Here is a 21,899-nt window from a genome sequence, read left to right on the forward strand (position 1 = left end):
AGTTCACTATGCTGTCATCACGTAAAACACATCTGAGCTTTATAATGCGCTGATAACTTTGAGCGACCATTGGAAATCGTTGTTATTATTTATCATGTCTGCCTTGCCTGGTTCTTACTGCAAACCAGCGTGGCAGGAATCTTAAAACTCTTCCGTTTATTCAACCGGTCAATAGAGACAATAAAGTGCAATCTGAATCGAACATTAACAATCGGCCCTGGAGAGAAACTGCAGGACTATTTAAGCATCTTTGTATGCTGCGACTTTTCACTGCATTACTATTAGTAACTTTATCGCTGTCTGTGCCAAAGGTTAACGCCAGTTGTCCTGACTGCCAACATTTGTCAAGCCTCGGGGCAGTGGGTGGCGTTTGCGCCAGATGTTCAGAAACAAGTTCTGACACGTCAAGTCTGGGTTTGCAAGGGTTCTGCGAATTGCTGGTAGAGCTATTGAATGATAAAACAGACGACAATAGCATAATGAACGCAAATATACTGAGCGTTGCGAATAACTGTTTAACAGGTCAGCCAGTCATGCTGAATGAGAGGTTGAGCAATGAAATACAAGCATTCAGAGAAAGATCTGAATTGATGCAGCGACATATTCACCGAAACCTTCCCGGGGGAGATAGTGAAGGCTATGCCAGCTTGTTTAGTCCGGAAGATCTGACAATTTTTTTCGCCCTTATGGAGGCAGGTGGGATCACCGATATTGATTTAGATCGGCTTGAGAAAACCTTCTTTATCAGAATTGGCTGGCTGTCCATCGGAATAAAAGCAGAACTAACGAGCTATGACTGGAAGCAACTGAGGAATGAAAAACGTTTTTTCGTTTATCTCTATTACATTATACTGCGGCAACAGCAGGCCGGTCAGGAAGAGGATGATAGTCTGGCCAAACGATTGCATGGCTATTTACTGGATTATGATAGGGGAGATGAGAAAAGTATTGACAATCTTTTTGTTCCTGAGCACATGACATTTGGCTCTTATATTGAGTCCTGTGTTGTTCCATCCTCGGTGCTTGACATGACAAGTTCATGGAGATGGAAGTGGCTTACTCAATATCTCAATCCGCAGGGTTGGACTATGATGTATCTGCAACCGCAGGATTGGATTTTAAGATTCCTGCAAGAGGGACGATGGAACTTTCTGGGACGTTTTTATATATCAGATGGAACCTCGTCCTATCAATTACCAGAACCTCACTCTGACATCTGGATTTTGCTTGCTTTAAATGATGATCAAACGGTCACTTTGTTCACTAATTATGGAATGGGCATGATGATAGTCAACGAGAGTGACCTCGGATTGCTGTTGGAAGGAATGCAAAGCACTTTGGGTCATACAGACAATTTAAACTCTGGACCACCCGTATCGGATGACCAGCTTCAGTGGCTTCTGCCTGATGATCATTTTGGGATTGATTCTCCTGAACAATGAGTCAGAAAATATGATTTCGTATGGTTGAGTACCTAGATTACCGTTCTCTGGCATGTATGATTACACGTCTCAGGCCATTGTTGAAGGCTATAGCCATTGCTGTTGCAGCAACAAAGACTAATCCGTTCACAATAAAAGTCACTAAAACTGCAGAGGCTTCCGACTCTTTAGTCGGTACATTCGGACAGCTTTCACATTGGCACGGGGAGTGCCGCCCAAAGAATTTTTCATTCGTGTCATCAAAAGAACTGAAATTTACAAAATTATAGAGCCTGGTTTTTAGAGGTCGGTCTAATAAGCGGGGGTCAGAGATGTTATGAACATACATTTCAATCTCTGATATATTGCCGATAGGTGAGTCAAGTCGATTACGCACTTCATCTATGACATTAACGAAAAGGACATTGGGTAATACTATTCCATCAACCAGACAGCCTCCAAATGCACTGGCCGCATGCCTTCCTGTTTTGCTGCAAATGGGGCACTGACACTGGAGTGAGTTGTCTGAAAAGCTAATGAACTCGCCTTTAGTCTTAAATGAGTGCACAGATTTGTTGGCTGATAAAGCAAATTCTCTCACCGTATTGGCGCTGGTCAATAGCGGAAAACCATTTTTAGGATCAAAAATTAATACGCCCTGTTGGTACATATCCCTTATTAACCTTTCAGTGTTGATAATGACAAAAACACGGCAGCCTGTGAAGTTATAAGAAGGTTGTTCTATATAGTCAGTAAAAGTGTTTTCCAGTGGCTTTGTGTAGAGCGGTGAAAATATTGAAACAAATAATGCCCCTGCAGGGCTGAATCGAGTGAAAGTCGGATAGTAACTTCGGATCATTAACCAGACTCTCCTGATCCAATGTGGAATTTCTTCGTTTAGTTCATCAAGATCATCCAGGTGTTTTACTATTTTTCCTATCTCTTCATGAATAGTTCTGGCTCTTTCAGCGTTCATCTGAACAGCCGAAGTTGTAAAGTAGATTGGAGTTCCATCAGGATTTGCGCTAAAGACAGTGGATTGCCTGAAAGTTTCTAAGGCATTTTTTATTGCTATAGGGGGAGCCTGTGTGGGTAACTCGCTTTCACTAACGGCCACATGACTTTTATTGAGACTAATGGCGCCTAAAACAGTTAAAGACGAAGAAGTTGGTGTTGCGGCAAGTGTATTGGTTATAACAATTTCGGTATAGCCCGAATAAATTTCAGGGTCATCAGAGCCTGGTTGTTCGCTCGGTGGGCTCATTGGAACAGCCACCATCGGAACAGGCATGACCTGGCTCACAGCTTTTGAAACCGTAGATGCTTTGTTCTTTTTTTTTGAGATGCACAGGAAATACTGATAAGGACTGTCCTCCTTCAGTTTGGTGCCTGCTTCATTGCAGTATTTCGTAAGGCTATGAGAATATTTAAACTCCCAGGCAGAAAAAGCGGCGGGCAAAAAAAAAGACAGCAGGACACAGAGAAGTATTTTTCTGCTTTTTATTCTCCGGAATTGAGGTAAATAAAAAATTGAAGTCATGATAAAAATAACCTACTGAAGTACTACTTAAGTATAAATGTGAACAATAGGCGTCATTGGTAAGTATTTCTAATCTCTGCTCTCTGTTAAAGCATATCTCTGCTCCAGAAGCTTTTGTTCATGGAGTCTGGAGTTACCATTCGGAGTTTATCGCACAGCTTCAGTCAAGGGGCCTGGTAAAAGAATTGTCGAAATACTCTCTGCTCTGGGCAGTCATGACTTAATCATGGTCACAGAATTGTGACATGCAGTGCAAAAGATTTGTCAGTCAGACGCCAAAAAAGGCTCGATTCTGGCGGTCCAGCGAGGTGACCGGGCAGTCTCTGAGGGATTTTGTTAGGGGTGCTGTCGTTGCTGTTATGAACTTTTCTTGAAGACTAGGGCTCTAAACATTCATTTTATCAAGAAAGGGCTTAATCATGGATTCAACTATCAACCCAGTATTAACTGCATCAACTATGGCGCTGCCTCAAACGAGAGATGGAAGTGCATATTCTCCTGTGACAGTCGATCCTTCTCCTAAAAACCTTGTCCTTAAAGATGATGATGAATTCAAACCGGAAATCTTGAGGACAAGAAGAAAATTAGAAGAATATTCTGTTGCAAGGCAGCATAGTTTTCCTTCGCATAAAAGTAGAGTTGATCAAATTTTACCCACACAGCCTGATTCAGAATGGTTTCAAGATCAAGCTGCCTTATTACAGCCATCTGCAATGTCTGTGGATAAGCCTGATAAGCTGCCTGGTAACAGTAATGCTTGCAAACAAAGTAAAGTTATAAAGGCCTTCAAGGAAGGAAAACTTATTGCCAAAATGCTTGAAAATCCCAAACGATTCGTCATCAGAAAAGGTGGTCTGCGTTCAGGCTATGACAGAGTACGTTTAGAGGTGGATGAGCTAAAACATAGAAAATGCATTCAAGTGTCATCAGTAAGCTATATGTCCCCCAATGTTCCAATTGAGTTATTCAGAGATATTGGTTTTCTTCTTGAGCGTGATAAGTGCGAAGTAAAGGCTATATATTCGAAAGATGTGTATACACAATTACTGGATAATCAAGGCGAATTTTGTAAGTGGAGTTTAAACAAGCATGAATTTGTAAAAGATGAGCTCTTTAAGGTAATAGATCAAGAGTATGCCGGATCAGAAGCTGTTTCTTTAATGTTGAACACATACTTTAACTTTGCGCTACAGAATATTTACTCGAGGCTTACAGGTCAGGATCTTCGGGTTTCAATACCCGAGAAAGCCTTCGACTTAAACTTTTTTTTAAAAAATGAACAAGCCAAAAAAGCAAAATACTTTGAGCTGGAAACCAGTTTTGGAGGGTACTACCGAACGGTAACGGGGAGTCATGAATTTAAAAAGGAGTCCATTTCTGCACTGCAAGATTCATTGGATCTAAAGTATAACTCGGAAAAATGCCCTCTAGAAAACGAACTTATTATTTCATACTCGAAAAAATCCATTGTTGGAATGGTCGTTAATTTATCATCATATGAAAAAAAATATGGAAAAAATACTGAGGCAGGTTTATCGAGTCTCATTGTTAATTATATTTCAGAAGACTGTAAGTTGTTCCGGAACTTAGTGAAAAAAAAGTTAGGACTTGAACTGGATGTTTTTCTCTATAATTCTGATACCTGTGAACTGTCTGTTTTGGAGAGAGAGGTTCAGAGTGAGAGGTAGAATGACATGGCCAAAATAGGGTCAGCATCACTTTATTTTGATGGTTGCGGATTCTGTATTGACAATAATTCTCAGTAGGTATTATTCGCAAGTTTTATTGTCATCGTCTTAATATTAGTATTTGAAAGTCGTATTTATATCCCATGGCTTTTGTCTGGGTAGAAAATAAAGATGAGAATAAAAATGATAAAAACTTCTTTTGTCGGGCTGGCATCGCTGGCCACTGCAGTGTTTTCCAGTATGGCTATTGGTCATGGCTGGACTGAATTTCCCAAAGCAAGGCAGACAATCTGTGCTGATGATGGGGGTTACTGGGGTAATCAGGATGGCTCCACGATTCCCAATGCAGCTTGTCGTGCTGCGTTTCTGGAGTCTGGTACATACCCTTTTGTTCAGAAGAATGAGTTTGCAGCCAATGTTATTGATTATAATAACAACGCAGCTGTCAGGTCGGTTGTGACAGATGGTAGTCTTTGCAGTGCTGGCTCTGCCGCCAAAGCGGGCATGGATATTCCTTCCTCGCAGTGGCAGAAGACTGAATTGTCTGCCGGTACACACACACTGAGATTCAGGGCAACTGCACCTCACAACCCCAGCTATTGGCGAATTTATTTGACCAGACCCGGATTTGATTCTTCCCTACAAAGGTTGCACTGGTCCGATCTCGAATTGATCAACAGCCATGATGACCTGCCCGTAGTGAACGGGTATTTCGAGATGGATATCAATATTCCCGAAGGAAGAAGCGGTACCGGTATTCTTTATGTGCGGTGGCAACGCGCTGACCCTGCAGGAGAAGGCTTCTATAACTGTTCTGACATTGCTTTCAGCAGTGATGGGGTGACACCAGCTCCAACACCTTCTCCAGATCCGGATCCTTCACCTGAGCTGGTGAATGTTGGAACCTATGTGAGTACCGGGCACGATATTGCTGAAGCTGGTGACAGGGTCCGCTTCCGACTCTTTGACGGCACAGGTAAAGAAGTGGCGGATGAGCAGATTGCCATTACCAGCAGCAATGCCGACTTTAACCTCTGGACCACAGAGTTGGCACTGAAGGTGAATGATCGCAATCAGGGTAAAGGCTTCATTGGTATCTGGCATCAGGAGATGAATCATTTGATGTATGATGAAGACAACCTGTTCAGCAATCGTATCTGGGCTCCTGACACTAAACACTCTGCATCCACTTCCGTCATAAAAGCAGATAACGTTCCCACACCCTCTCCGACACCGAATTACGAATATAAGTATCCGGAAGGTAAAGGTAGCTATCAGCCTGGTTCAGTTGTCCTTGGCACAGATGGCGAGATCTATCAGTGCAAGCCTTTCCCTTACTCTGGTTGGTGTAATCAGTCTGCTTTGTATTACGCTCCGGGAACCGGTTTGCACTGGTCCGAGGCCTGGATGAAAAAGTAAGTCCGTTGATTCAGGTCGGGCTTTTGCCTGACCTGTTGACAGTTTTGAGAAAACCTTGTAGCTATCAACCCGGTGGCCATCAAAAATGGCAATTGATGTCAACAGAATATACAGATTAAAAGATGGGAGCCTATGTTTAGCTGTATATGGTGTGCAACCGGAAGACAGCTAAATTACTGAGACTCCCATTTTTAAACATTCCAATAATCAGTCAGCTTTTACCTGGTTAATATTTTTTGCAATGATACACTTTTTATCTTTTGTCAGTGTGAATGTATATCGACCGGTATAAGGCATTACATCATCCCCACAACCTATATAGCCAGGAATGCCAGGATCAAAAAATCCTAATTGTATATTTGAACCACGTTTTATACCTAAGTTTATTAATATGATATTGTCTTCAGTAATAGGTCTGGTGTCTCCTGGATAGAGAAACCCTCGTTGGTTATCAGCGGTAAAACCGTTTTTAGTTGCGGCAATTGCTGGGTAGACATTGATTCCTTTTTTAGTTGGATCACTTAGGTCACTCGAATCATTTCGGATGATAAATAAAGGAGCATCACCTTTTAAATGGTCCTGGCTTTTTGTGCAAGGAAAATCACTGCCCTCAAAAGCCCATCCATTTTTTTTACTTAGTGTAAAGCTATAATTACAACCTCCTGTATAGAACTGATCATTTAAAGAAGTGTTTAATACCAGATTTATAGGAGTTGTGAACTTGTCTACTCTTACTATGAAGTAATTGGTTTTAGGATTTCGATCAAGATAAATGCTTCTATCATGCTGGTCGTATATGAGTGAATCTCCATCAAATACTTCTATAGTGTATTCATCCGGATTGTCGAATACAAAAGAATCAGCAAACAAAGAAAACGAAAAAAATAGCAGCAGAGAAATTAAAAAGGAGATGATTGATTTCATGATTTCATCCTCGCTATTACTTATCACATAGAACATTATACAAGAATTGATTTTTGTCATATTGCTATATGACGATGTGGCTCTGTTCATGGGCATATATAGGGGCATATATAGTGCCTGTCAGAAAACCCCAGAAAATTCACAGCGAATTCTGACTGACATCCATTCATTACATATATAGTACATATATGAGCATATATAGTATATAGGACATCCAATATATTAGCTCATATTAAGAGTTCTACTGAGCTAAATCCAACTGTTAGAGTATTCCGGAGTTTTTCAAGATAGTTGTCCCGAAAACTGAATTTTAGGCTGCCTTTTTCTCGTTAATTCTTGCTTCAGACAACCGCTCAGGATTCAGTGCAACCGCACCTACAGGCTCCCAGTTTCTGATAACTCCTGACCAGCGCGTTGGATTAGCTTCTCGCGCTTTGGTATACACCTGTTTCCGGTGATTCAGGATTTCCTGATCTCTTTTCTCATGCCGTTGCGCAGGTGTCACAAAGCGGATTGAGCTATGGCGGTGTTCATTGTTATAAAAGCGCTCAAACTTCAGCATCCACTGTCGACTGTGTTCTAACGTCAGAAAACCTTGAGATGGCCACTGAGGACAGTACTTCACCGTTTTAAAGATCGATTCTGCAAATGCGTTATCGTTACTCACCCTTGGGCGACTATGAGAGGGAATAATGCCCAATTCCTCAAGCTTGGCCTTAAAGGTACTCGACGTCATTGGAGCCCCATTGTCTGAGTGCAGTACAAGCGGTGTTTTAGTGCATTTTTCAGCCACCATTGTCCGGTTAATCAGTTCACTGGCTAACTCACCAGACTCACGGCTATGAATCTCCCAACCAACAATCTTACGACTGTAAACGTCCAGTATCAGGTAGAGGTACCAGAACTGGCCGCGTACCCTGGAAGGTATGTAACTGATGTCCCAACACCAGACCTGGTTAGGGCCAGTAGCAACATAGGTTGTCGGCTTGTTGCTTTTCGATCGCTTTCTTGAACGACCGCGGTGGTGCAACTGACCATACTTTTTCAACACACGGTAAAAGCTAGATTCAGAAGCAACGTATACTCCCTTGTCTGCAAGGGCTGGCACGATCTGCGATGGTGGCAGGCTCGCATACTCATCTTCATTACTGATAGTCAGAATACGTTGCTCCTCTTCCTCAGTCAGTTTGTTAGAGGGTACCGGGCGCAAGGCATCCGGGCGTTTGTCCGTTAACACTGCACCATTGTCATCGCGCCAGCGATTCAGTGTTTTCAGGGATATTTCCAATTGTTCAGCAGCCTTCCAGCGAGAAGCGCCGTTTGCTATAGCCTCATCAAACCATGTCAGCAGTTGGCGGCGCTTATCGACAGGTGTCAGTTGTCCTCGCTGTCTATCCCGTAGAAGGCATCGAGCTTTTTTGATAGCACCAGCAGGGCTGCAGCTTCTGCCAACGCCTTGTCTTTACGGCGAAGCTCTTTTTCAAGGCTCTGATTGCGCTTACGCTCTTGTTTTAATTGCTTGCTTTCCTGGTCTGCACGCTGAGAAGCCTGAACAGCACCTGAAATACAAGCGTGCTTCCACTCCTTGACTTGTTGAGGATAAAGCCCTTTTTTACGGCAGTATTCACTTAACTCTGTTTCTGACAAAGCAGCGGTTTCGACGACCACGGCAAACTTGCTTTCAGCAGACCATTGTTCTGATTTTTGTTCGTTCCCTGGCACAGGTAATCCTTTGTCCCGTAGTTTTTTACGCCAATTATACAGGGTTTGTTCGCTGATACCTTCCTCTCTGGCAACATCCGGCACAGAGCGATTGTGTGGTGGTAACAGTTTTTTCAAAACAGCTGATTTACGTTCCTCTGAAAAACGAGGCATATTCAACGTCCATCGCCCACTGTCTAGCTTTTATTGGTTAATCAGTGAGCGGGACAACTATCCTGACACAGCGGGATTCGCTGAAATCGACGTATCCGTCAGCACATCCACCAGGAGCTCTCTCATCATCAATCGTCATTCAACAGACAAGAACATTCTGGTGGTTCAAAAAAATGGCCGCAGCCAAGAGTCTTCAAAAGCATATGTGGGAAAAGCATATGTGGGAAAAGCATATGTGGGAAAAGCATATGTGGGAAAAGCATATGTGGGAAGCATATGTGGGACATCCAATGTACTAGCTCATATTCAGAATTCTACTTAGCTAAATCCAACTGCATAAAAGAGCTCAGAGTATTTGCTGAAATCGACGTATCTGCAGGCACATCCACCAGGAGCTCTCTCATCAGCGATCGCCATTCAACAGACAAGAACACCCTTGGTGGTTCAAAAAAAATGGCCGCAGCCAAAAGTCTTCAATGATGACTTTTGGCTGCACCTGATTGGCAGGAGTCTCATAAGCTTAACCGTCAACAACACGGCTGTATTGCTCTCTGAGATTTTCCATAGCCTGTAGAATTGCCGAAGCGACATCTACCTTGTACAGTGAGGCATTGAACGACACTTTTCTTGTCTTGCAAACCTTGGGCTTGTTTCTCTGGAGGGCTTATGGATCAGCTTTAACCATCCTCGATGAACCTACCCCGGTGCGGACCCGAATGTCGATGTGCTTGGGGGCTGGAGAGTAGAGACATCCAGCTACCCGATTCAGGTGGCTATAGTTTTTTTTTAGCCCACCACTTATTTTTGTATAAGCGCTCTTTGAAGTAATTGACAGTTTTATCACGATCTAATGTAGTGGCTAGCCTTCTTTCCATATTAATCATGTTTCTTTCATCGACAGCATCTGATGAACTTCTGTAAACCAGCTGCATTAGTGCAAAGATAAAGTTATCTGATAGTGCGTACAGATGCTCAAGAAGACCGTGAATGAAAGGATAGCTTATAACCAAATACACAAGAGTTGGATTTATTTCATAGCCGTAGTGTGAGTATATTTCCAGAGGGTCAGATTTGGCTTTAACAGATATAACTAAAATTAGTAGCAGTACTCCAGTAGCTTTAAACATATGCATCAAAATGCCTTCCTAAAATGAAAAACTACCTATAAACACCTTCTTTATAGATCATCCTTCTAAGATAGCCAGTTACTGGTGTGCCACTATCACTGATTATAAGACATCCTTATATTTGACAAACAAGCCAGCTCGTCTAACTTTGTTCCCTGTCGCTGATTTTTAGTTCTGGCAGGAGAGATTATGACCCGTGCGCGAAGTTCTCTGATCGACCCAGGTTGCACGCCTTATTATCACTGTATAGCTCGATGCGTACGCAGAGCATATTTGTGCGGAGAGGATCATTTAACGGGCAAAAACTACGAGCACCGTCGGCAGTGGGTTGTAGATAAGCTCAGGGAACTGGTTTCAATCTTTTCTATAGAGGTCTGCGCCTATGCGGTTATGTCGAATCACTATCATGTGGTTTTGCATATCAATCAGAAGCCTGCCAGAGAGTGGACACGAGATGAAATTTTGAGTCGATGGACAAGGCTTTTCACAGGGCCGCTCCTGGTTCAGAGATATTTTGCTGCTGACCAGTTGAGTCATTCGGAGCTGGCTCGTTTGGATGAATTTGTTGAAGAGTATCGAAATCGTTTAACGAATATCAGCTGGTTCATGCGTTGCCTGAACGAATATCTTGCCCGTGAGGCTAACCAGGAAGATGGCTGCAAAGGTCGCTTCTGGGAAGGGCGGTTTAAAAGTCAGGCGTTGTTAGATGAGGCAGCGTTGTTGACCTGCATGGTCTATGTTGACCTGAATCCGCTCCGTGCTGAAATGGCGGAAACTCCAGAAGGATCAGACTACACGTCGATACAGGAACGAATAGAAAATGTGGCAGGTTCTAATACCCGAAAGCAGCCAATCACCCTTATGCCTTTCCGATCACAGGGGCAAAATCCGGCTAAGGCATTGCCTTATATTCTTCACGATTATCTTGAGCTGGTTGACTGGAGTGGGCGTGCAGTTCGATCAGATAAGAAAGGTTCAATCCCTTCAGATATCCCACCCATTCTGACCCGACTGGAAATTGATTCAAATGAATGGCTCAAAACCATGAGATTGAATAACCGCTTCTATCGGGCAGTGGGCAGGCTGGAAGTCATGAAAAATTTTGCTCAGGAAATGGGGCAGCAATGGGTACAGGGATTGTTTACCTGTAGTCGTTTATTTAATGGCGTAAGCTGATTGCCCGACTTTTCCGTTGTTGTTTGTTGCCCCCGGAGTTTTTCAAGATAGTTGTCCCGAAAACTGAATTTTAGGCTGCCTTTTTCTCGTTAATTCTTGCTTCAGACAACCGCTCAGGATTCAGTGCAACCGCACCTACAGGCTCCCAGTTTCTGATAACTCCTGACCAGCGCGTTGGATTAGCTTCTCGCGCTTTGGTATACACCTGTTTCCGGTGATTCAGGATTTCCTGATCTCTTTTCTCATGCCGTTGCGCAGGTGTCACAAAGCGGATTGAGCTATGGCGGTGTTCATTGTTATAAAAGCGCTCAAACTTCAGCATCCACTGTCGACTGTGTTCTAACGTCAGAAAACCTTGAGATGGCCACTGAGGACAGTACTTCACCGTTTTAAAGATCGATTCTGCAAATGCGTTATCGTTACTCACCCTTGGGCGACTATGAGAGGGAATAATGCCCAATTCCTCAAGCTTGGCCTTAAAGGTACTCGACGTCATTGGAGCCCCATTGTCTGAGTGCAGTACAAGCGGTGTTTTAGTGCATTTTTCAGCCACCATTGTCCGGTTAATCAGTTCACTGGCTAACTCACCAGACTCACGGCTATGAATCTCCCAACCAACAATCTTACGACTGTAAACGTCCAGTATCAGGTAGAGGTACCAGAACTGGCCGCGTACCCTGGAAGGTATGTAACTGATGTCCCAACACCAGACCTGGTTAGGGCCAGTAGCAACATAGGTTGTCGGCTTGTTGCTTTTCGATCGCTTTCTTGAACGACCGCGGTGGTGCAACTGACCATACTTTTTCAACACACGGTAAAAGCTAGATTCAGAAGCAACGTATACTCCCTTGTCTGCAAGGGCTGGCACGATCTGCGATGGTGGCAGGCTCGCATACTCATCTTCATTACTGATAGTCAGAATACGTTGCTCCTCTTCCTCAGTCAGTTTGTTAGAGGGTACCGGGCGCAAGGCATCCGGGCGTTTGTCCGTTAACACTGCACCATTGTCATCGCGCCAGCGATTCAGTGTTTTCAGGGATATTTCCAATTGTTCAGCAGCCTTCCAGCGAGAAGCGCCGTTTGCTATAGCCTCATCAAACCATGTCAGCAGTTGGCGGCGCTTATCGACAGGTGTCAGTTGTCCTCGCTGTCTATCCCGTAGAAGGCATCGAGCTTTTTTGATAGCACCAGCAGGGCTGCAGCTTCTGCCAACGCCTTGTCTTTACGGCGAAGCTCTTTTTCAAGGCTCTGATTGCGCTTACGCTCTTGTTTTAATTGCTTGCTTTCCTGGTCTGCACGCTGAGAAGCCTGAACAGCACCTGAAATACAAGCGTGCTTCCACTCCTTGACTTGTTGAGGATAAAGCCCTTTTTTACGGCAGTATTCACTTAACTCTGTTTCTGACAAAGCAGCGGTTTCGACGACCACGGCAAACTTGCTTTCAGCAGACCATTGTTCTGATTTTTGTTCGTTCCCTGGCACAGGTAATCCTTTGTCCCGTAGTTTTTTACGCCAATTATACAGGGTTTGTTCGCTGATACCTTCCTCTCTGGCAACATCCGGCACAGAGCGATTGTGTGGTGGTAACAGTTTTTTCAAAACAGCTGATTTACGTTCCTCTGAAAAACGAGGCATATTCAACGTCCATCGCCCACTGTCTAGCTTTTATTGGTTAATCAGTGAGCGGGACAACTATCCTGACACAGCGGGCCCCTGTCATATGGGAAGCCTTGCTATTTCTGACTTTTTTCTCTTTTGAGTGTTTCGCTTGTCGTTTGTTATGACAAACGATGATTTTGACTGGCTGTCAGGGTTTGATGGGCTGCTAGGCTCGCAGTTTGTGGACTGTATTTATATCTTATGCGGATATCCTATTTTTTTCCTTTTAATGGATGTCCTATTTTTTTTCTTTTTTCTATTTTTTTTTCCTATTTTTTTTCTTCTTTTTTTAATGGATGTCCTGTTTTTCTGTCCTATTTTTTTCCTTTTAATGGATGTCCTATTTTTTTCATTTTTGTGGATGTCCTATTTTTCTCTTTTTCTTTTGTGGATGTCCTATTTTTCTCACTCTGTTTCTCTGCTGTTTTTCTCTGTTTTTCTATGTTTATTTTTCTTGTCTTGGTTTCCCTGTTTTTCCGGTTCTTGTTTTTTGGTTCTCCAAAAACGCCACTCACTGCTTTTTGCAGTAGAGTGGCGTTTTCTCCCTGGCAACTGAATCAGACTTCAGTGGATGGTTCGAAATTGTAGTTTCTTATTGAGCATGTTCAGAAATCAAGGATTGAGTTTGAGAGTAAATAATCGCTCCCAAAGACCAGCATCAATCCTTATTGATTGGCTCCCCGGTCTCTTCATCAAAATGATCGGTGTGAAATTCATACCACATCACGTTAAGCGCCCCTTCCTGTCACTCTAACCTCTTGTTTTACTGCAATTCTGATTACCGTTGAGAACTATAAAACCCCTTGAAACACCTATAATTCATCAGCATTTACTCCCAAATTTACTCCCAAAAACTTGCTTGAAAGGTAATGCTGATGAGTATCTATTGCGACACCCGAAAGCGGAAGAAAGGCACTGTTTACAAGTTCATCGTTCAGGTCATGAAAAAGCATTTCGTAGCCAAAGAACAGATGACATTTCCGGACAAGCCGTCAGGACGTGCCTGGGCAAAACAGGTTGAAAAGGAAATGCTGAGAGAAGCGGAAAAAGAGGAACCAAAGTACGAGGCGGCTCAGTCTCGAACCGGCGATATTACCCTGAAATCTTACCTTGAACATTACAGGCTAAAACAGGGTACCCTGCCAGAAGAAAAGCAGATCAGCTATCGGGATATGCAGGCGATCAAATTTTGGGAGAAAAGCTGGCTGGCAGAGAAGAGGTCAAATGAAATTACCGAGCAGGATTTAATCAAAATCCTCGATGAACGACTGGAGACGGTTACTCCATCGACCAATCATTTATATGTCTCTGTACTGAGGCGTGCCGTCAGCTGGCAAAAGAGGGTAGGAATTTACTTCAAGAGTTTTATTAATGATGAAGTGATGAAGGAGCTTTGGAAGCTCGGATTGGTGGGAAAATCCCGACGGCACGACATATGGCCTACTGAGGAACAGATACTTCAGCTATATCAGGTACTACTGGCTGGTTATAACAAACCTACTGGAACCATACCTCACCATCACATCATGATGTTCAGCATATACAGCACCTTTCGTGAGGGAGAGGTTTGTAGCATCAAGTACAGTCAGCTCGATATGGAGCATGGGCTTGTGATCATTGAAGACAGGAAAGACCCCAACAATAAATTCGGGAACCATCAAAAAGTGCCCATACCTGTTGAGTGTCTTGAAATTATTGAGAGGCAGCCAAAGTTCGAGGGGGAAGACCGGATATTTCCTTATAAGGCAAAATCTATCGCTGTGCGCTTTTCCTATTGGACGAAAGAGCTTGGGTTTCCAGATATCCGGTTTCATTCCTTTCGGCACGAAGGTGTATCAAGGCTGTTTGAGCAAAATATGTCGATTCCTGAAGTGGCACTTCGTAGTGGTCATAAAACCTGGGAGCATCTGCGGCGCTATACTCACCTCTTGCACAAAGAGCCACCGGATTTATGGGGGCAGTGCAAGAGAATAGAAAATAATTACTGGGCTGAAAATGAGCTGGTGAACAGGCAGTTGCTCAAGGTTTCGATGTCGCTTTCATGGGGAACGGAGTAAGAAACTTAAAGTTCTGCCTGCTGTGGTCAGCGCATACTTTCTAAACCTGTAGCCACTGCTTCAGTGTATTCTCCAGTTTTTCAAGCTGCTGCTGATGCTTGTCTTTGTTTTTTGACAACCGCTGAATATTCTTTAGCTTCCAGCGGATAGCGGGAAGTTCTGCAGCAGAAGGCTCGTCAAACAGTGTCCAGTCTGGCTTGCCTCGTTTGAAAGATAATAGAAAATCCTGGTCTCTCTCGGTGAAGTGAGCTTGCAAGGCTGCCACCATACGAGAACGGGTTTCTATTAGTTCGTTCAATTCCACTGGTTCGTTCGTCATACCGGCAAACTCATCGTAAAACGTTTGCTCCAACTCTTTCCAGCGTGGTGACATGACTTCATGTATTGGGCGTGGATGGCTCAGTGTGTAGGTTAGAAAGCCAGTAAATATCTCTCTGGAAATTCCACCTGCATTTAGTATTCGCTGTACATCATACAAGTCTCGTGGGTGCTGGCGATCCATAGCAGCACAAAGCTTTCCTCCATATAAATCGGCCTGACTGACAACAGGTATTTCAGCATAGCCAAATCCATCCTCTACTGACTCAACCACAGGCAGCAACTCTGGGTCATGCAGTGTACCCCGGGCAACAGGAGAGACTTCGATTTTGATGGTTACGGATTCTGTAGTAACAATAATTCTTAATTCGTCTTGTCGGTTGTCCTGAAGCACTGCACTGGTTGAAGGCTGCGTATTAATCCGCTCAGCTATACGTTCGAGTGCTGAGCGAACATTTTTCAGTGCTTCATCCCATGGTTCGAGAGGAAGGTAGGCAAGGTCAATGTCTACAGAAAGTCGAGGAAAATTCTGAACAAACAAATTGATGGCTGTTCCGCCTTTCAGGGCGAAGACAGGCTCGGTTGCCACAACTGGCAGCATTTGGATCAACAGGGACAGCTGTTGGTAATAAACGGATTTTTTGTCCATTTTAGTCTGATCTTCTTTTACGATGCAGGATAGTGTAGAGATTGAGGAACAGTGATCTGGTAACGCTCGTCGAATCGACCGTTAGTCACTACTTGACGTTTACCTGAACCGAGTTGTATTTGAGATTCATCAAGACGGCCAAACCATTGATGGCCATAGTAATCACTCAGAAAGAGAAATATGCGGTTGGTCTGAACAGCACTACTGCGATTAAGAAGTGACTGCACTTTTCTTGGGCTCAAGTTAACTAAACCCTGAAATAATTCGGCGACGTGTTCAAAACGAATATTTTTCCCGATAGCATCGACCACTTCATAAGCTGCGAGTTCTGGGCGACTGGCTCTGAGTTCCTTTCCTTTTACGGTTACTGTAGTGAAATCTTTGTCAGTTAGTTCACAAAGCTTTTGGTTACCAGTATATAACCAGGGCTGTTCGGAAAACTCCCGAAACCATTTGGGCAGGATTTGCTTGCTTCTGGTCCCAACCCAGACCTGTTCTGAATTCAGTTGCAGATAATGGCTAAGCCCCTGGTGAGTCAAACTGCTAAGCCCTGCAAGGTGTATTGGCAACTGTAACTGTTGAGTAAGAGCCTGCAATGCGTCCGGCCAGTCAGGTTTGATCTTGCCACTGGGTTCCGGACGATAGTAGACACCAGAGCTGAGTCTCTTCAACCAGCCGCTTTTGGCATATTTCTGGGCTAGAGAATAACGGATACCGTTCTCCGTCAGCCATTGTTGGAGCACCAGAGAACCCGGAGAGGTATGGTTTATCAGCCAGTTTATTTTAGATGACATATTAATACCCAAGGTGTTAATTTATATCTTATGCCAAACAGACAGGTTTGTCTAAATGCAGATATTAATACCTAAGGTGTCAATATATTAAATATCATAAACTGTGCTGTTTTGATCAACGTACTCCTCTAACCTTTTCCCAAGTACTGCTATAGGTTTGATGCCGATTATCAAGATATTTGGCCAAGTCTGACAACCGAATCATCATCGGCGACTTCCTACTTTCAGTCAGTCGCACTACCGGTACAGGTAGTTGTTGGGAAGCTGCCGCTGCTTTGGCTTTTTTCTCACATAAACCAAAAAACTCGTCACATACCTCTTCGAGGCGGACGTAAGGTTTCTCGTACTTGGCAAAGAGCATCAGTTCAGTATTCATAATATTCAGACTATGACATTGGGTATTAGTGAGGGTTAAAGTGAGGCTTGCTAAATAGATTTATTTTTTCAGTTAGCAAACCTTTATCCCAGGTTTCATTGGTGATTCTGGTTTTCTGGAAGTCATCTTTATTGATCCAGCCTTGTTGATAGGCAACATCAACAATACGTTCCGTCAGGGCAGTCAAAGATGTGGAGCCTTGTCGTATAAGAACGATGTTGTCAGGAGGCTGCATAAGAAACAGTGCAGGGTATGTGGCAATATTCAGAGATGCAGGTGGCGACCTTTCTATTCGACTGTTTGGGAATGCTGGTATCAACTGTCCATCGGTAGAGATGGTGATCAGTTCAAAGTCGTATTCCATGCTCAGGAGCTGCACTGTCCTGGCCTGAATATGGCAAAGTCTGCAGCTGCCCCGGTAGTAGAAAACCAGGCCGGCTATCCGGGCAACTTTTCTCAAAATAATTTCCCTGGCCTTATGAGCCATATCATCTTTGATTTTTGCCGCTGCCGGAGAGATTGGTCGACGGACATTTTCATCCAGCATGGGGTCGCTTTCGATGATTTGTTTACCAACATAGGCAAACCGTTCTGCTTTTTCTTTTATCAGCCTGTCGAGATAGAGGTATTTACTCACGTTTTCTCTACTGGGAAGGTCGATGGCTTTGTCCAGGTATTGACCGATATTATCTCTGATCCATGCGGTTGTGAGTGGCTGGTGTCTTTTGGTTTGATCGTTGGCTACATTCTCGTCGGTTTCTGGCTCGGCAATCTGCTCATACCAGAACCAGCCTTCGGAGTGGCGACTAAACCATTGTTGTTCAGCTGAAGCAGTCACTGAACATATTCCGACTAATAGCAGAACGAAGGGCATCAGACTTTCTTCTGCCAGTTGGCTGTCCACCATCCCAGACATAGTGCAGCCAGCCAGGCGGCGGCAGGAATCAGCAATACTGGAACCGGCAGAGGGATGATGATTAGATAAAGAAATAAACCCGGAATCCATTTTGATGCCCGTCGGCTCCAGAGGTTTTGCAATGGACTGGTATAGTGAAAATCGTGATAACGGATTTTTCGGATCAAAAGGCCGTCGAGAATAGCTGCAATAAACATTACGCCCCAGAATGGCAGGCAAGCCAGCAATACGGAGATTCGATAGAACAGCTGTCGTATCAGACTAAGCAAGCTCTTAACCACACCCTGAATGAGCTCCATGGCCTTTGCCAACCCTTCACCCGAGTTTCGATCTGTAGTCGTATGTTCCAAAAGAAAGCGCTGAATACCCGATTTCATAATGGTGGCTGCATATAATTGGTCGCCTGTTCGTATAATCCATACAGCGTTCTCCTGCCCCAGCCTTTGAGCATATTGTTGCTGCTCTTTGTACAGGTACTGGTTCATGTTTTGGTCCGAAAACACCAACCAAAGCAGTATCAGACCGATTCCAAAACACCAGATTGCAACGGGGCTGGTTTGTTTTTGAGAAGTTGTCATAAGAAAGATGGAATCAAAGGTTCAGGATTTTGGGGAGCAAAGAATCGGGATTCTTCCTTTCAATAAACGTCCTCCGCCCAATCGTGCAACGCATTCCAGATTGGGCAGCTCACCAAGCAGTTGCGGCGGAAACAAGTCTCCGGTTTCTTCTAATTGCTGTTCACTGAGGTTGCCGGTGAATTCCATAGGGCGGTTAGCGTCGGTGCTGATGCCCTGATTACGGATAAAGTAGCGGTAACGAACCGGTGGCAGTTTATCGGTGATAAATTTCTGGGTGTCGGGGTTTTGTGTTCTCAGGCAGACAAGGTGATTGCAGTTGTCTATAAACTGTTGGGCAGCCGCTTTCGAGCCTAACTGAGCTTCAAAGTCAGCCAGCGTCTGGGTAGCGACGTATAACCGGAATTGAGCCCCCCGGCCTTTGTTAAGCAGGGACAGAAGTTGAGGGCAAAGCACTTCTGCGGCTTCATCGACAAACAGGTTGATGGGTTTGTCGTTGCTATCTGCGTAGTTATAACGATCCCCCGCCACGGCTGCCAGGTCTGCCAATAGCAACTGTCCGATAGCTTTGCCGACCATGGGATCAGACAGGGAATCGAGCCCAAAATACATCACCTTGTTTTGCTCAATCAGGCTGGCGGTATGGGTACAGGGGCGCAGGTCGTCTGTATCGGTGGGATCGGGTGATAGCAGTCGGGTCAGTGGGCCTCCTGTCAGCATTCCCAGGGCAGGCAGTAAGGTTGCAATCATTTTTCCATAGTGGGCTCGATCATGTTCAAACAGTGAGATCAGTCCTTCCACGTCGGTGCAGGGCGTTTCAGGCATGACCTTATCCCGATAGAACTCTATCCAGCGTCGTGCCTCGGCTTCGGCTTTATTTTTGCCCTTAACTTCCTTCGCCCGAATGATATCTGCTGCCTGAGCCAGGTGTCGTGTACAGACAATAGTGAGCGCTCTGATTAGCAGTCTGGTGACGCCACCTTCCAGTCCCTGACGAATCATGACAAGGGTAGGGCGCTGACCACAGAGCAGATAGCCCTGAACTACGGCATCAACGGCTTTTTGGGCAAAAGCCTGAAAGGGTGCATTATCACCACCGGAAGGCATCAATCCAGAAATCCGGCTGGCCAGCTCGCTGGAACGGTTGAAGTTCTGTAGCAGGTTGATACGAATGGAATTGGCAGGAAAGCCCGGATGGAACTTCATAAACCGGTATTGATTGCCTGACAGCTCGCAACTTCTGAGGGTATGGCTGGCAAGATCATGGTCGCCTTTTGGGTCGACGATAATAACGGGCTCATTGCGTAATACGGCTTGTGTCACCAACAAATCAAAGAGTCGGGTTTTACCGCTGCCCGGGACACCGATCACCATGGTATGCATCTGAGCCTGTTCAAGAGGCTGATATAACGGCTCCTCATGTTCTTCCATACCGTGAATCCAGCCTGCTCCCATGTTTTTTTCTGATTTGGCTGGCAGGTTATCACTTCGTAATAAGTCCCAGGCTCTTTGTCCATGGAGCCGTTGCCATTCAAAGCCCCAGCCTAACCAGACTCCTTGCTTCTGATTCTTTGTTTGCAATGAATGGCATTTTTTTCCCGTTAGCTTTAACAGAGCCAGCTTTTTCCCCTTAAGCCGCCGATGCTGTTGCCATCTTGGCAAAGCCTGTCTCAGCCGAATGAACATCATGACTCCGCAGGAAGCAGAGGTCAGGACAAAACCAATCAGTGGCAGTGAACTGAAAAACGATAAGGTATAGGCTGTAATCATGGCGGAGAACCATACGGCAGAAGAACTCAACTCATAAATGGGTCGCCAGTTTTGCAGATATGGGCGATCACTGATCATGCTGTGTCCCCGTGATGTTTTTTGTTGGCAACCATTGTTTGCACTGTTCGGAAATGACAGGTTGCAGAGCAATGACCAGTCGGCCATTACGTCGAAAAATAATCTGATTGCCAACAGGTCTGATCCAACCTCTCTGGTTCCATTGTTTGAGCAGAATATCCGGTTCTGGAGTTTCCCTGGATTTGACCGCATCAGGCCAAGGCAGCAGAAGGCTGTCTTTCGCCCATTTGATATCCTCTGCGTGGAGGTTACCTATAACCAGCTCAAGCCAACCGAGTTCATTATCCTTTTCCTCTGTTGGCTGATCCTCAGTTTTGGACGGTTTTGTGATCTGGTTAAGCGCCTCCGCATTTTCGAAATGCAATTTGATGCTTTTCAGACGTGCCAGCTCAACGGCATCGATGATTTGCGATACGCCATGGCCGCTTTTTTGTCCGGTAAGCGCACCGATAAAAGTCTGCCAGAGAGCACCATTACTGTTGTCGGGTTGCAGGGCATTGCGGAATGCCTGAGGAGTCAGCAGCGGCAAAAGTAACAGATTGATGGCCGTATATTCTGGTCTTAATGGTTTCCCGGGATCGGTATCACACTGTTTCCAATGGGGTGAGTAATGGCTAATGCGGTGTTGTTGCAACCAGCTTCCAAGAGGTTGCTGGAACGCTGGCCATTGCTCTGCTGATTGCTCTGCGGATGATGTTTGAACAACAAGACAAGAGGTCATTCTCCCACTGTCATATAAAAGTCCGGCGATCCCTGCCATTAACCGCCATAGCGGTTCCCTCGCTCTGCGTTGATCTGGATACAAGTCGTGGTCTCTGTGAATCTGCTGCATGGCTGTGACGGACCAGAAGGCCGTTTCCAGAGCATGGCGGATCGCGCCTGCTGGTTCACAGTGGTGCTGAGGATGAGTAGGTAAGAGATGGAGCCAGTTGGTGAGATTATCCAGTGTTTGGTCAAACATGCGCTGCAGGTCTGCTGGCAAATTCAGCTGCTCGTTTAACTGTTCCAAAAGCTTTTGTTGCTGATGCAGGATTGTTCCTGTGCTCACCTGATACCCAGCGCAACCTGAACCTGGTTGTATAGACTGATCAGCTTCTGGAAGATTGATTGGTAATAGGATTTTTTCATCAGCGTGATGCGGGTGTAACCATTGATTGATAATGGCTAAAGCCTTTGAGGTGGACATGGTTAAAGCCCGAAAATGGAATTAATAATGGTGGGAGTGACCTGCAATCCGACAGCGGCCCCCACCCCGGTAGCAAAGCCGATTAATGAGTTTCGAGCCATGCCGTAGGCCAGTCCGATCAGGACAAAAGAGATAGACAGTGTTCGCCCCAGGTCTCCCTTGATCCAACCCACCAAACGACCATAAATTTCCGCAAAGTCAGTGGAACCTGTCACATTGACAGGATTGGCCGCCTGCAGCTCCTGTGGTAGTAAAGAAAGCATGATCAGTGGTGCCAGGGACACCATCAGTTTCTGCAGCTTCATAACAAGTTGTGGTCTATCAGCAGGCAGTACATACATCTTCAGTGAC

General features: G+C 44.8%; 19 protein-coding genes. 5 read left to right on the plus strand and 14 right to left on the minus strand.

Annotated features, from left to right (window positions below; all coding sequences use genetic code 11):
* Window positions 1-449: 449 nt before the first annotated feature.
* On the plus strand, window positions 450-1,442 hold the full coding sequence (locus tag ACOMHB_RS12510; RefSeq protein ID WP_448216865.1) for a hypothetical protein: 993 nt from the start codon (window positions 450-452) through the stop codon (window positions 1,440-1,442).
* A 37-nt stretch (window positions 1,443-1,479) separates the two neighbouring features.
* Here the strand turns inward: ACOMHB_RS12510 and ACOMHB_RS12515 are convergent, their stop codons facing one another.
* Window positions 1,480-2,961 carry a hypothetical protein gene (locus ACOMHB_RS12515; protein ID WP_448216866.1) on the minus strand — a complete coding sequence of 494 codons (1,482 nt, stop codon included), beginning with the start codon at window positions 2,959-2,961 and terminating at the stop codon, window positions 1,480-1,482.
* A gap of 419 nt (window positions 2,962-3,380) precedes the next feature.
* Between ACOMHB_RS12515 and ACOMHB_RS12520 the strand changes: the two genes are divergently transcribed.
* A complete protein-coding gene (locus ACOMHB_RS12520; protein ID WP_448216867.1) occupies window positions 3,381-4,649 on the plus strand; it encodes a hypothetical protein in 1,269 nt (422 codons plus the stop codon).
* 183 nt (window positions 4,650-4,832) lie between these two features.
* The gene (locus ACOMHB_RS12525) at window positions 4,833-6,068 is read left to right on the plus strand and encodes a lytic polysaccharide monooxygenase (RefSeq protein WP_448216868.1); all 1,236 of its coding nucleotides are present in this window, start codon (window positions 4,833-4,835) and stop codon (window positions 6,066-6,068) included.
* A gap of 207 nt (window positions 6,069-6,275) precedes the next feature.
* Here ACOMHB_RS12525 and ACOMHB_RS12530 read toward each other — a convergent pair whose 3' ends face one another.
* The 3 genes from ACOMHB_RS12530 to ACOMHB_RS12540 form a co-directional block, all read right to left on the minus strand.
* Window positions 6,276-6,992: a hypothetical protein gene (locus ACOMHB_RS12530; RefSeq protein ID WP_448216869.1), complete on the minus strand. Its 717-nt coding sequence runs from the start codon at window positions 6,990-6,992 to the stop codon at window positions 6,276-6,278.
* A gap of 310 nt (window positions 6,993-7,302) precedes the next feature.
* A protein-coding gene (locus ACOMHB_RS12535) for an IS3 family transposase (RefSeq protein ID WP_448215008.1) occupies window positions 7,303-8,867 on the minus strand; the annotation gives its coding sequence in 2 pieces (ribosomal slippage) (window positions 7,303-8,414 and window positions 8,414-8,867; 1,566 coding nt in all).
* Between the two features lie 773 nt (window positions 8,868-9,640).
* Window positions 9,641-10,000, minus strand: a complete 360-nt coding sequence (locus ACOMHB_RS12540) for a hypothetical protein (RefSeq protein WP_448216870.1) — start codon at window positions 9,998-10,000, stop codon at window positions 9,641-9,643.
* Window positions 10,001-10,183: 183 nt separating this feature from the next.
* Between ACOMHB_RS12540 and ACOMHB_RS12545 the strand changes: the two genes are divergently transcribed.
* A complete protein-coding gene (locus tag ACOMHB_RS12545; RefSeq protein ID WP_448216871.1) occupies window positions 10,184-11,170 on the plus strand; it encodes a transposase in 987 nt (328 codons plus the stop codon).
* A gap of 70 nt (window positions 11,171-11,240) precedes the next feature.
* Here the strand turns inward: ACOMHB_RS12545 and ACOMHB_RS12550 are convergent.
* Window positions 11,241-12,805 (minus strand): IS3 family transposase gene (locus tag ACOMHB_RS12550; RefSeq protein WP_448215008.1). Its coding sequence is split into 2 segments (ribosomal slippage): window positions 11,241-12,352 and window positions 12,352-12,805, totalling 1,566 coding nucleotides; the frame shifts between segments, so codons are not numbered across the junction.
* Between the two features lie 338 nt (window positions 12,806-13,143).
* The gene (locus ACOMHB_RS12555; protein ID WP_448216872.1) at window positions 13,144-13,344 is read right to left on the minus strand and encodes a hypothetical protein; all 201 of its coding nucleotides are present in this window, start codon (window positions 13,342-13,344) and stop codon (window positions 13,144-13,146) included.
* Window positions 13,345-13,704: 360 nt separating this feature from the next.
* On the opposite strand from ACOMHB_RS12555, the gene ACOMHB_RS12560 reads away from it, so the two are divergent.
* A complete protein-coding gene (locus tag ACOMHB_RS12560) occupies window positions 13,705-14,886 on the plus strand; it encodes a tyrosine-type recombinase/integrase (protein WP_448216873.1) in 1,182 nt (393 codons plus the stop codon).
* A gap of 40 nt (window positions 14,887-14,926) precedes the next feature.
* On the opposite strand, the gene ACOMHB_RS12565 is transcribed toward ACOMHB_RS12560, so the two are convergent.
* The 8 genes from ACOMHB_RS12565 to traA all read right to left on the minus strand — a co-directional run bounded on the left by ACOMHB_RS12565 (window position 14,927) and on the right by traA (window position 21,889).
* The gene (locus tag ACOMHB_RS12565) at window positions 14,927-15,853 is read right to left on the minus strand and encodes a nucleotidyl transferase AbiEii/AbiGii toxin family protein (protein ID WP_448216874.1); all 927 of its coding nucleotides are present in this window, start codon (window positions 15,851-15,853) and stop codon (window positions 14,927-14,929) included.
* 17 nt (window positions 15,854-15,870) lie between these two features.
* A complete protein-coding gene (locus ACOMHB_RS12570) occupies window positions 15,871-16,647 on the minus strand; it encodes a type IV toxin-antitoxin system AbiEi family antitoxin domain-containing protein (RefSeq protein WP_448216875.1) in 777 nt (258 codons plus the stop codon).
* A 115-nt stretch (window positions 16,648-16,762) separates the two neighbouring features.
* A complete protein-coding gene (locus ACOMHB_RS12575) occupies window positions 16,763-17,023 on the minus strand; it encodes a pyocin activator PrtN family protein (protein ID WP_448216876.1) in 261 nt (86 codons plus the stop codon).
* A gap of 25 nt (window positions 17,024-17,048) precedes the next feature.
* On the minus strand, window positions 17,049-17,861 hold the full coding sequence (traF, locus tag ACOMHB_RS12580) for a conjugal transfer protein TraF (protein ID WP_448216877.1): 813 nt from the start codon (window positions 17,859-17,861) through the stop codon (window positions 17,049-17,051).
* A 35-nt stretch (window positions 17,862-17,896) separates the two neighbouring features.
* The gene (locus ACOMHB_RS12585) at window positions 17,897-18,424 is read right to left on the minus strand and encodes an IncC plasmid conjugative DNA transfer DtrJ family protein (RefSeq protein WP_448216878.1); all 528 of its coding nucleotides are present in this window, start codon (window positions 18,422-18,424) and stop codon (window positions 17,897-17,899) included.
* 114 nt (window positions 18,425-18,538) lie between these two features.
* Entirely contained in the window at window positions 18,539-20,362 is a 1,824-nt protein-coding gene (traD, locus tag ACOMHB_RS12590) for a conjugative transfer system coupling protein TraD (RefSeq protein ID WP_448216879.1), read from the minus strand.
* Window positions 20,352-21,548: a TraI domain-containing protein gene (locus ACOMHB_RS12595; RefSeq protein ID WP_448216880.1), complete on the minus strand. Its 1,197-nt coding sequence runs from the start codon at window positions 21,546-21,548 to the stop codon at window positions 20,352-20,354. The genes traD and ACOMHB_RS12595 overlap by 11 nt, the downstream gene beginning before the upstream one ends.
* 2 nt (window positions 21,549-21,550) lie before the next feature.
* Window positions 21,551-21,889 (minus strand): TraA family conjugative transfer protein, encoded by a 339-nt coding sequence (traA, locus tag ACOMHB_RS12600; RefSeq protein WP_448216881.1) that lies wholly within the window; start codon window positions 21,887-21,889, stop codon window positions 21,551-21,553.
* Between the last annotated feature and the right edge of the window lie 10 nt (window positions 21,890-21,899).

This window comes from Endozoicomonas sp. 2B-B (assembly GCF_053470045.1).

Excerpts from the sequence above, each read along its gene's own strand:
- ACOMHB_RS12515 (WP_448216866.1), bottom strand. The coding sequence starts at position 2,961 with ATGACTTCAATTTTTTATTTACCTCAATTCCGGAGAATAAAAAGCAGA.
- ACOMHB_RS12520 (WP_448216867.1), top strand. The coding sequence starts at position 3,381 with ATGGATTCAACTATCAACCCAGTATTAACTGCATCAACTATGGCGCTG.
- ACOMHB_RS12525 (WP_448216868.1), top strand. The coding sequence starts at position 4,833 with ATGATAAAAACTTCTTTTGTCGGGCTGGCATCGCTGGCCACTGCAGTG.
- ACOMHB_RS12530 (WP_448216869.1), bottom strand. The coding sequence starts at position 6,992 with ATGAAATCAATCATCTCCTTTTTAATTTCTCTGCTGCTATTTTTTTCG.
- ACOMHB_RS12540 (WP_448216870.1), bottom strand. The coding sequence starts at position 10,000 with ATGCATATGTTTAAAGCTACTGGAGTACTGCTACTAATTTTAGTTATA.
- ACOMHB_RS12545 (WP_448216871.1), top strand. The coding sequence starts at position 10,184 with ATGACCCGTGCGCGAAGTTCTCTGATCGACCCAGGTTGCACGCCTTAT.
- ACOMHB_RS12560 (WP_448216873.1), top strand. The coding sequence starts at position 13,705 with ATGAGTATCTATTGCGACACCCGAAAGCGGAAGAAAGGCACTGTTTAC.
- ACOMHB_RS12565 (WP_448216874.1), bottom strand. The coding sequence starts at position 15,853 with ATGGACAAAAAATCCGTTTATTACCAACAGCTGTCCCTGTTGATCCAA.
- ACOMHB_RS12570 (WP_448216875.1), bottom strand. The coding sequence starts at position 16,647 with ATGTCATCTAAAATAAACTGGCTGATAAACCATACCTCTCCGGGTTCT.
- ACOMHB_RS12575 (WP_448216876.1), bottom strand. The coding sequence starts at position 17,023 with ATGAATACTGAACTGATGCTCTTTGCCAAGTACGAGAAACCTTACGTC.
- ACOMHB_RS12585 (WP_448216878.1), bottom strand. The coding sequence starts at position 18,424 with ATGAACCAGTACCTGTACAAAGAGCAGCAACAATATGCTCAAAGGCTG.
- traD (WP_448216879.1), bottom strand. The coding sequence starts at position 20,362 with ATGATCAGTGATCGCCCATATCTGCAAAACTGGCGACCCATTTATGAG.
- ACOMHB_RS12595 (WP_448216880.1), bottom strand. The coding sequence starts at position 21,548 with ATGTCCACCTCAAAGGCTTTAGCCATTATCAATCAATGGTTACACCCG.
- traA (WP_448216881.1), bottom strand. The coding sequence starts at position 21,889 with ATGTATGTACTGCCTGCTGATAGACCACAACTTGTTATGAAGCTGCAG.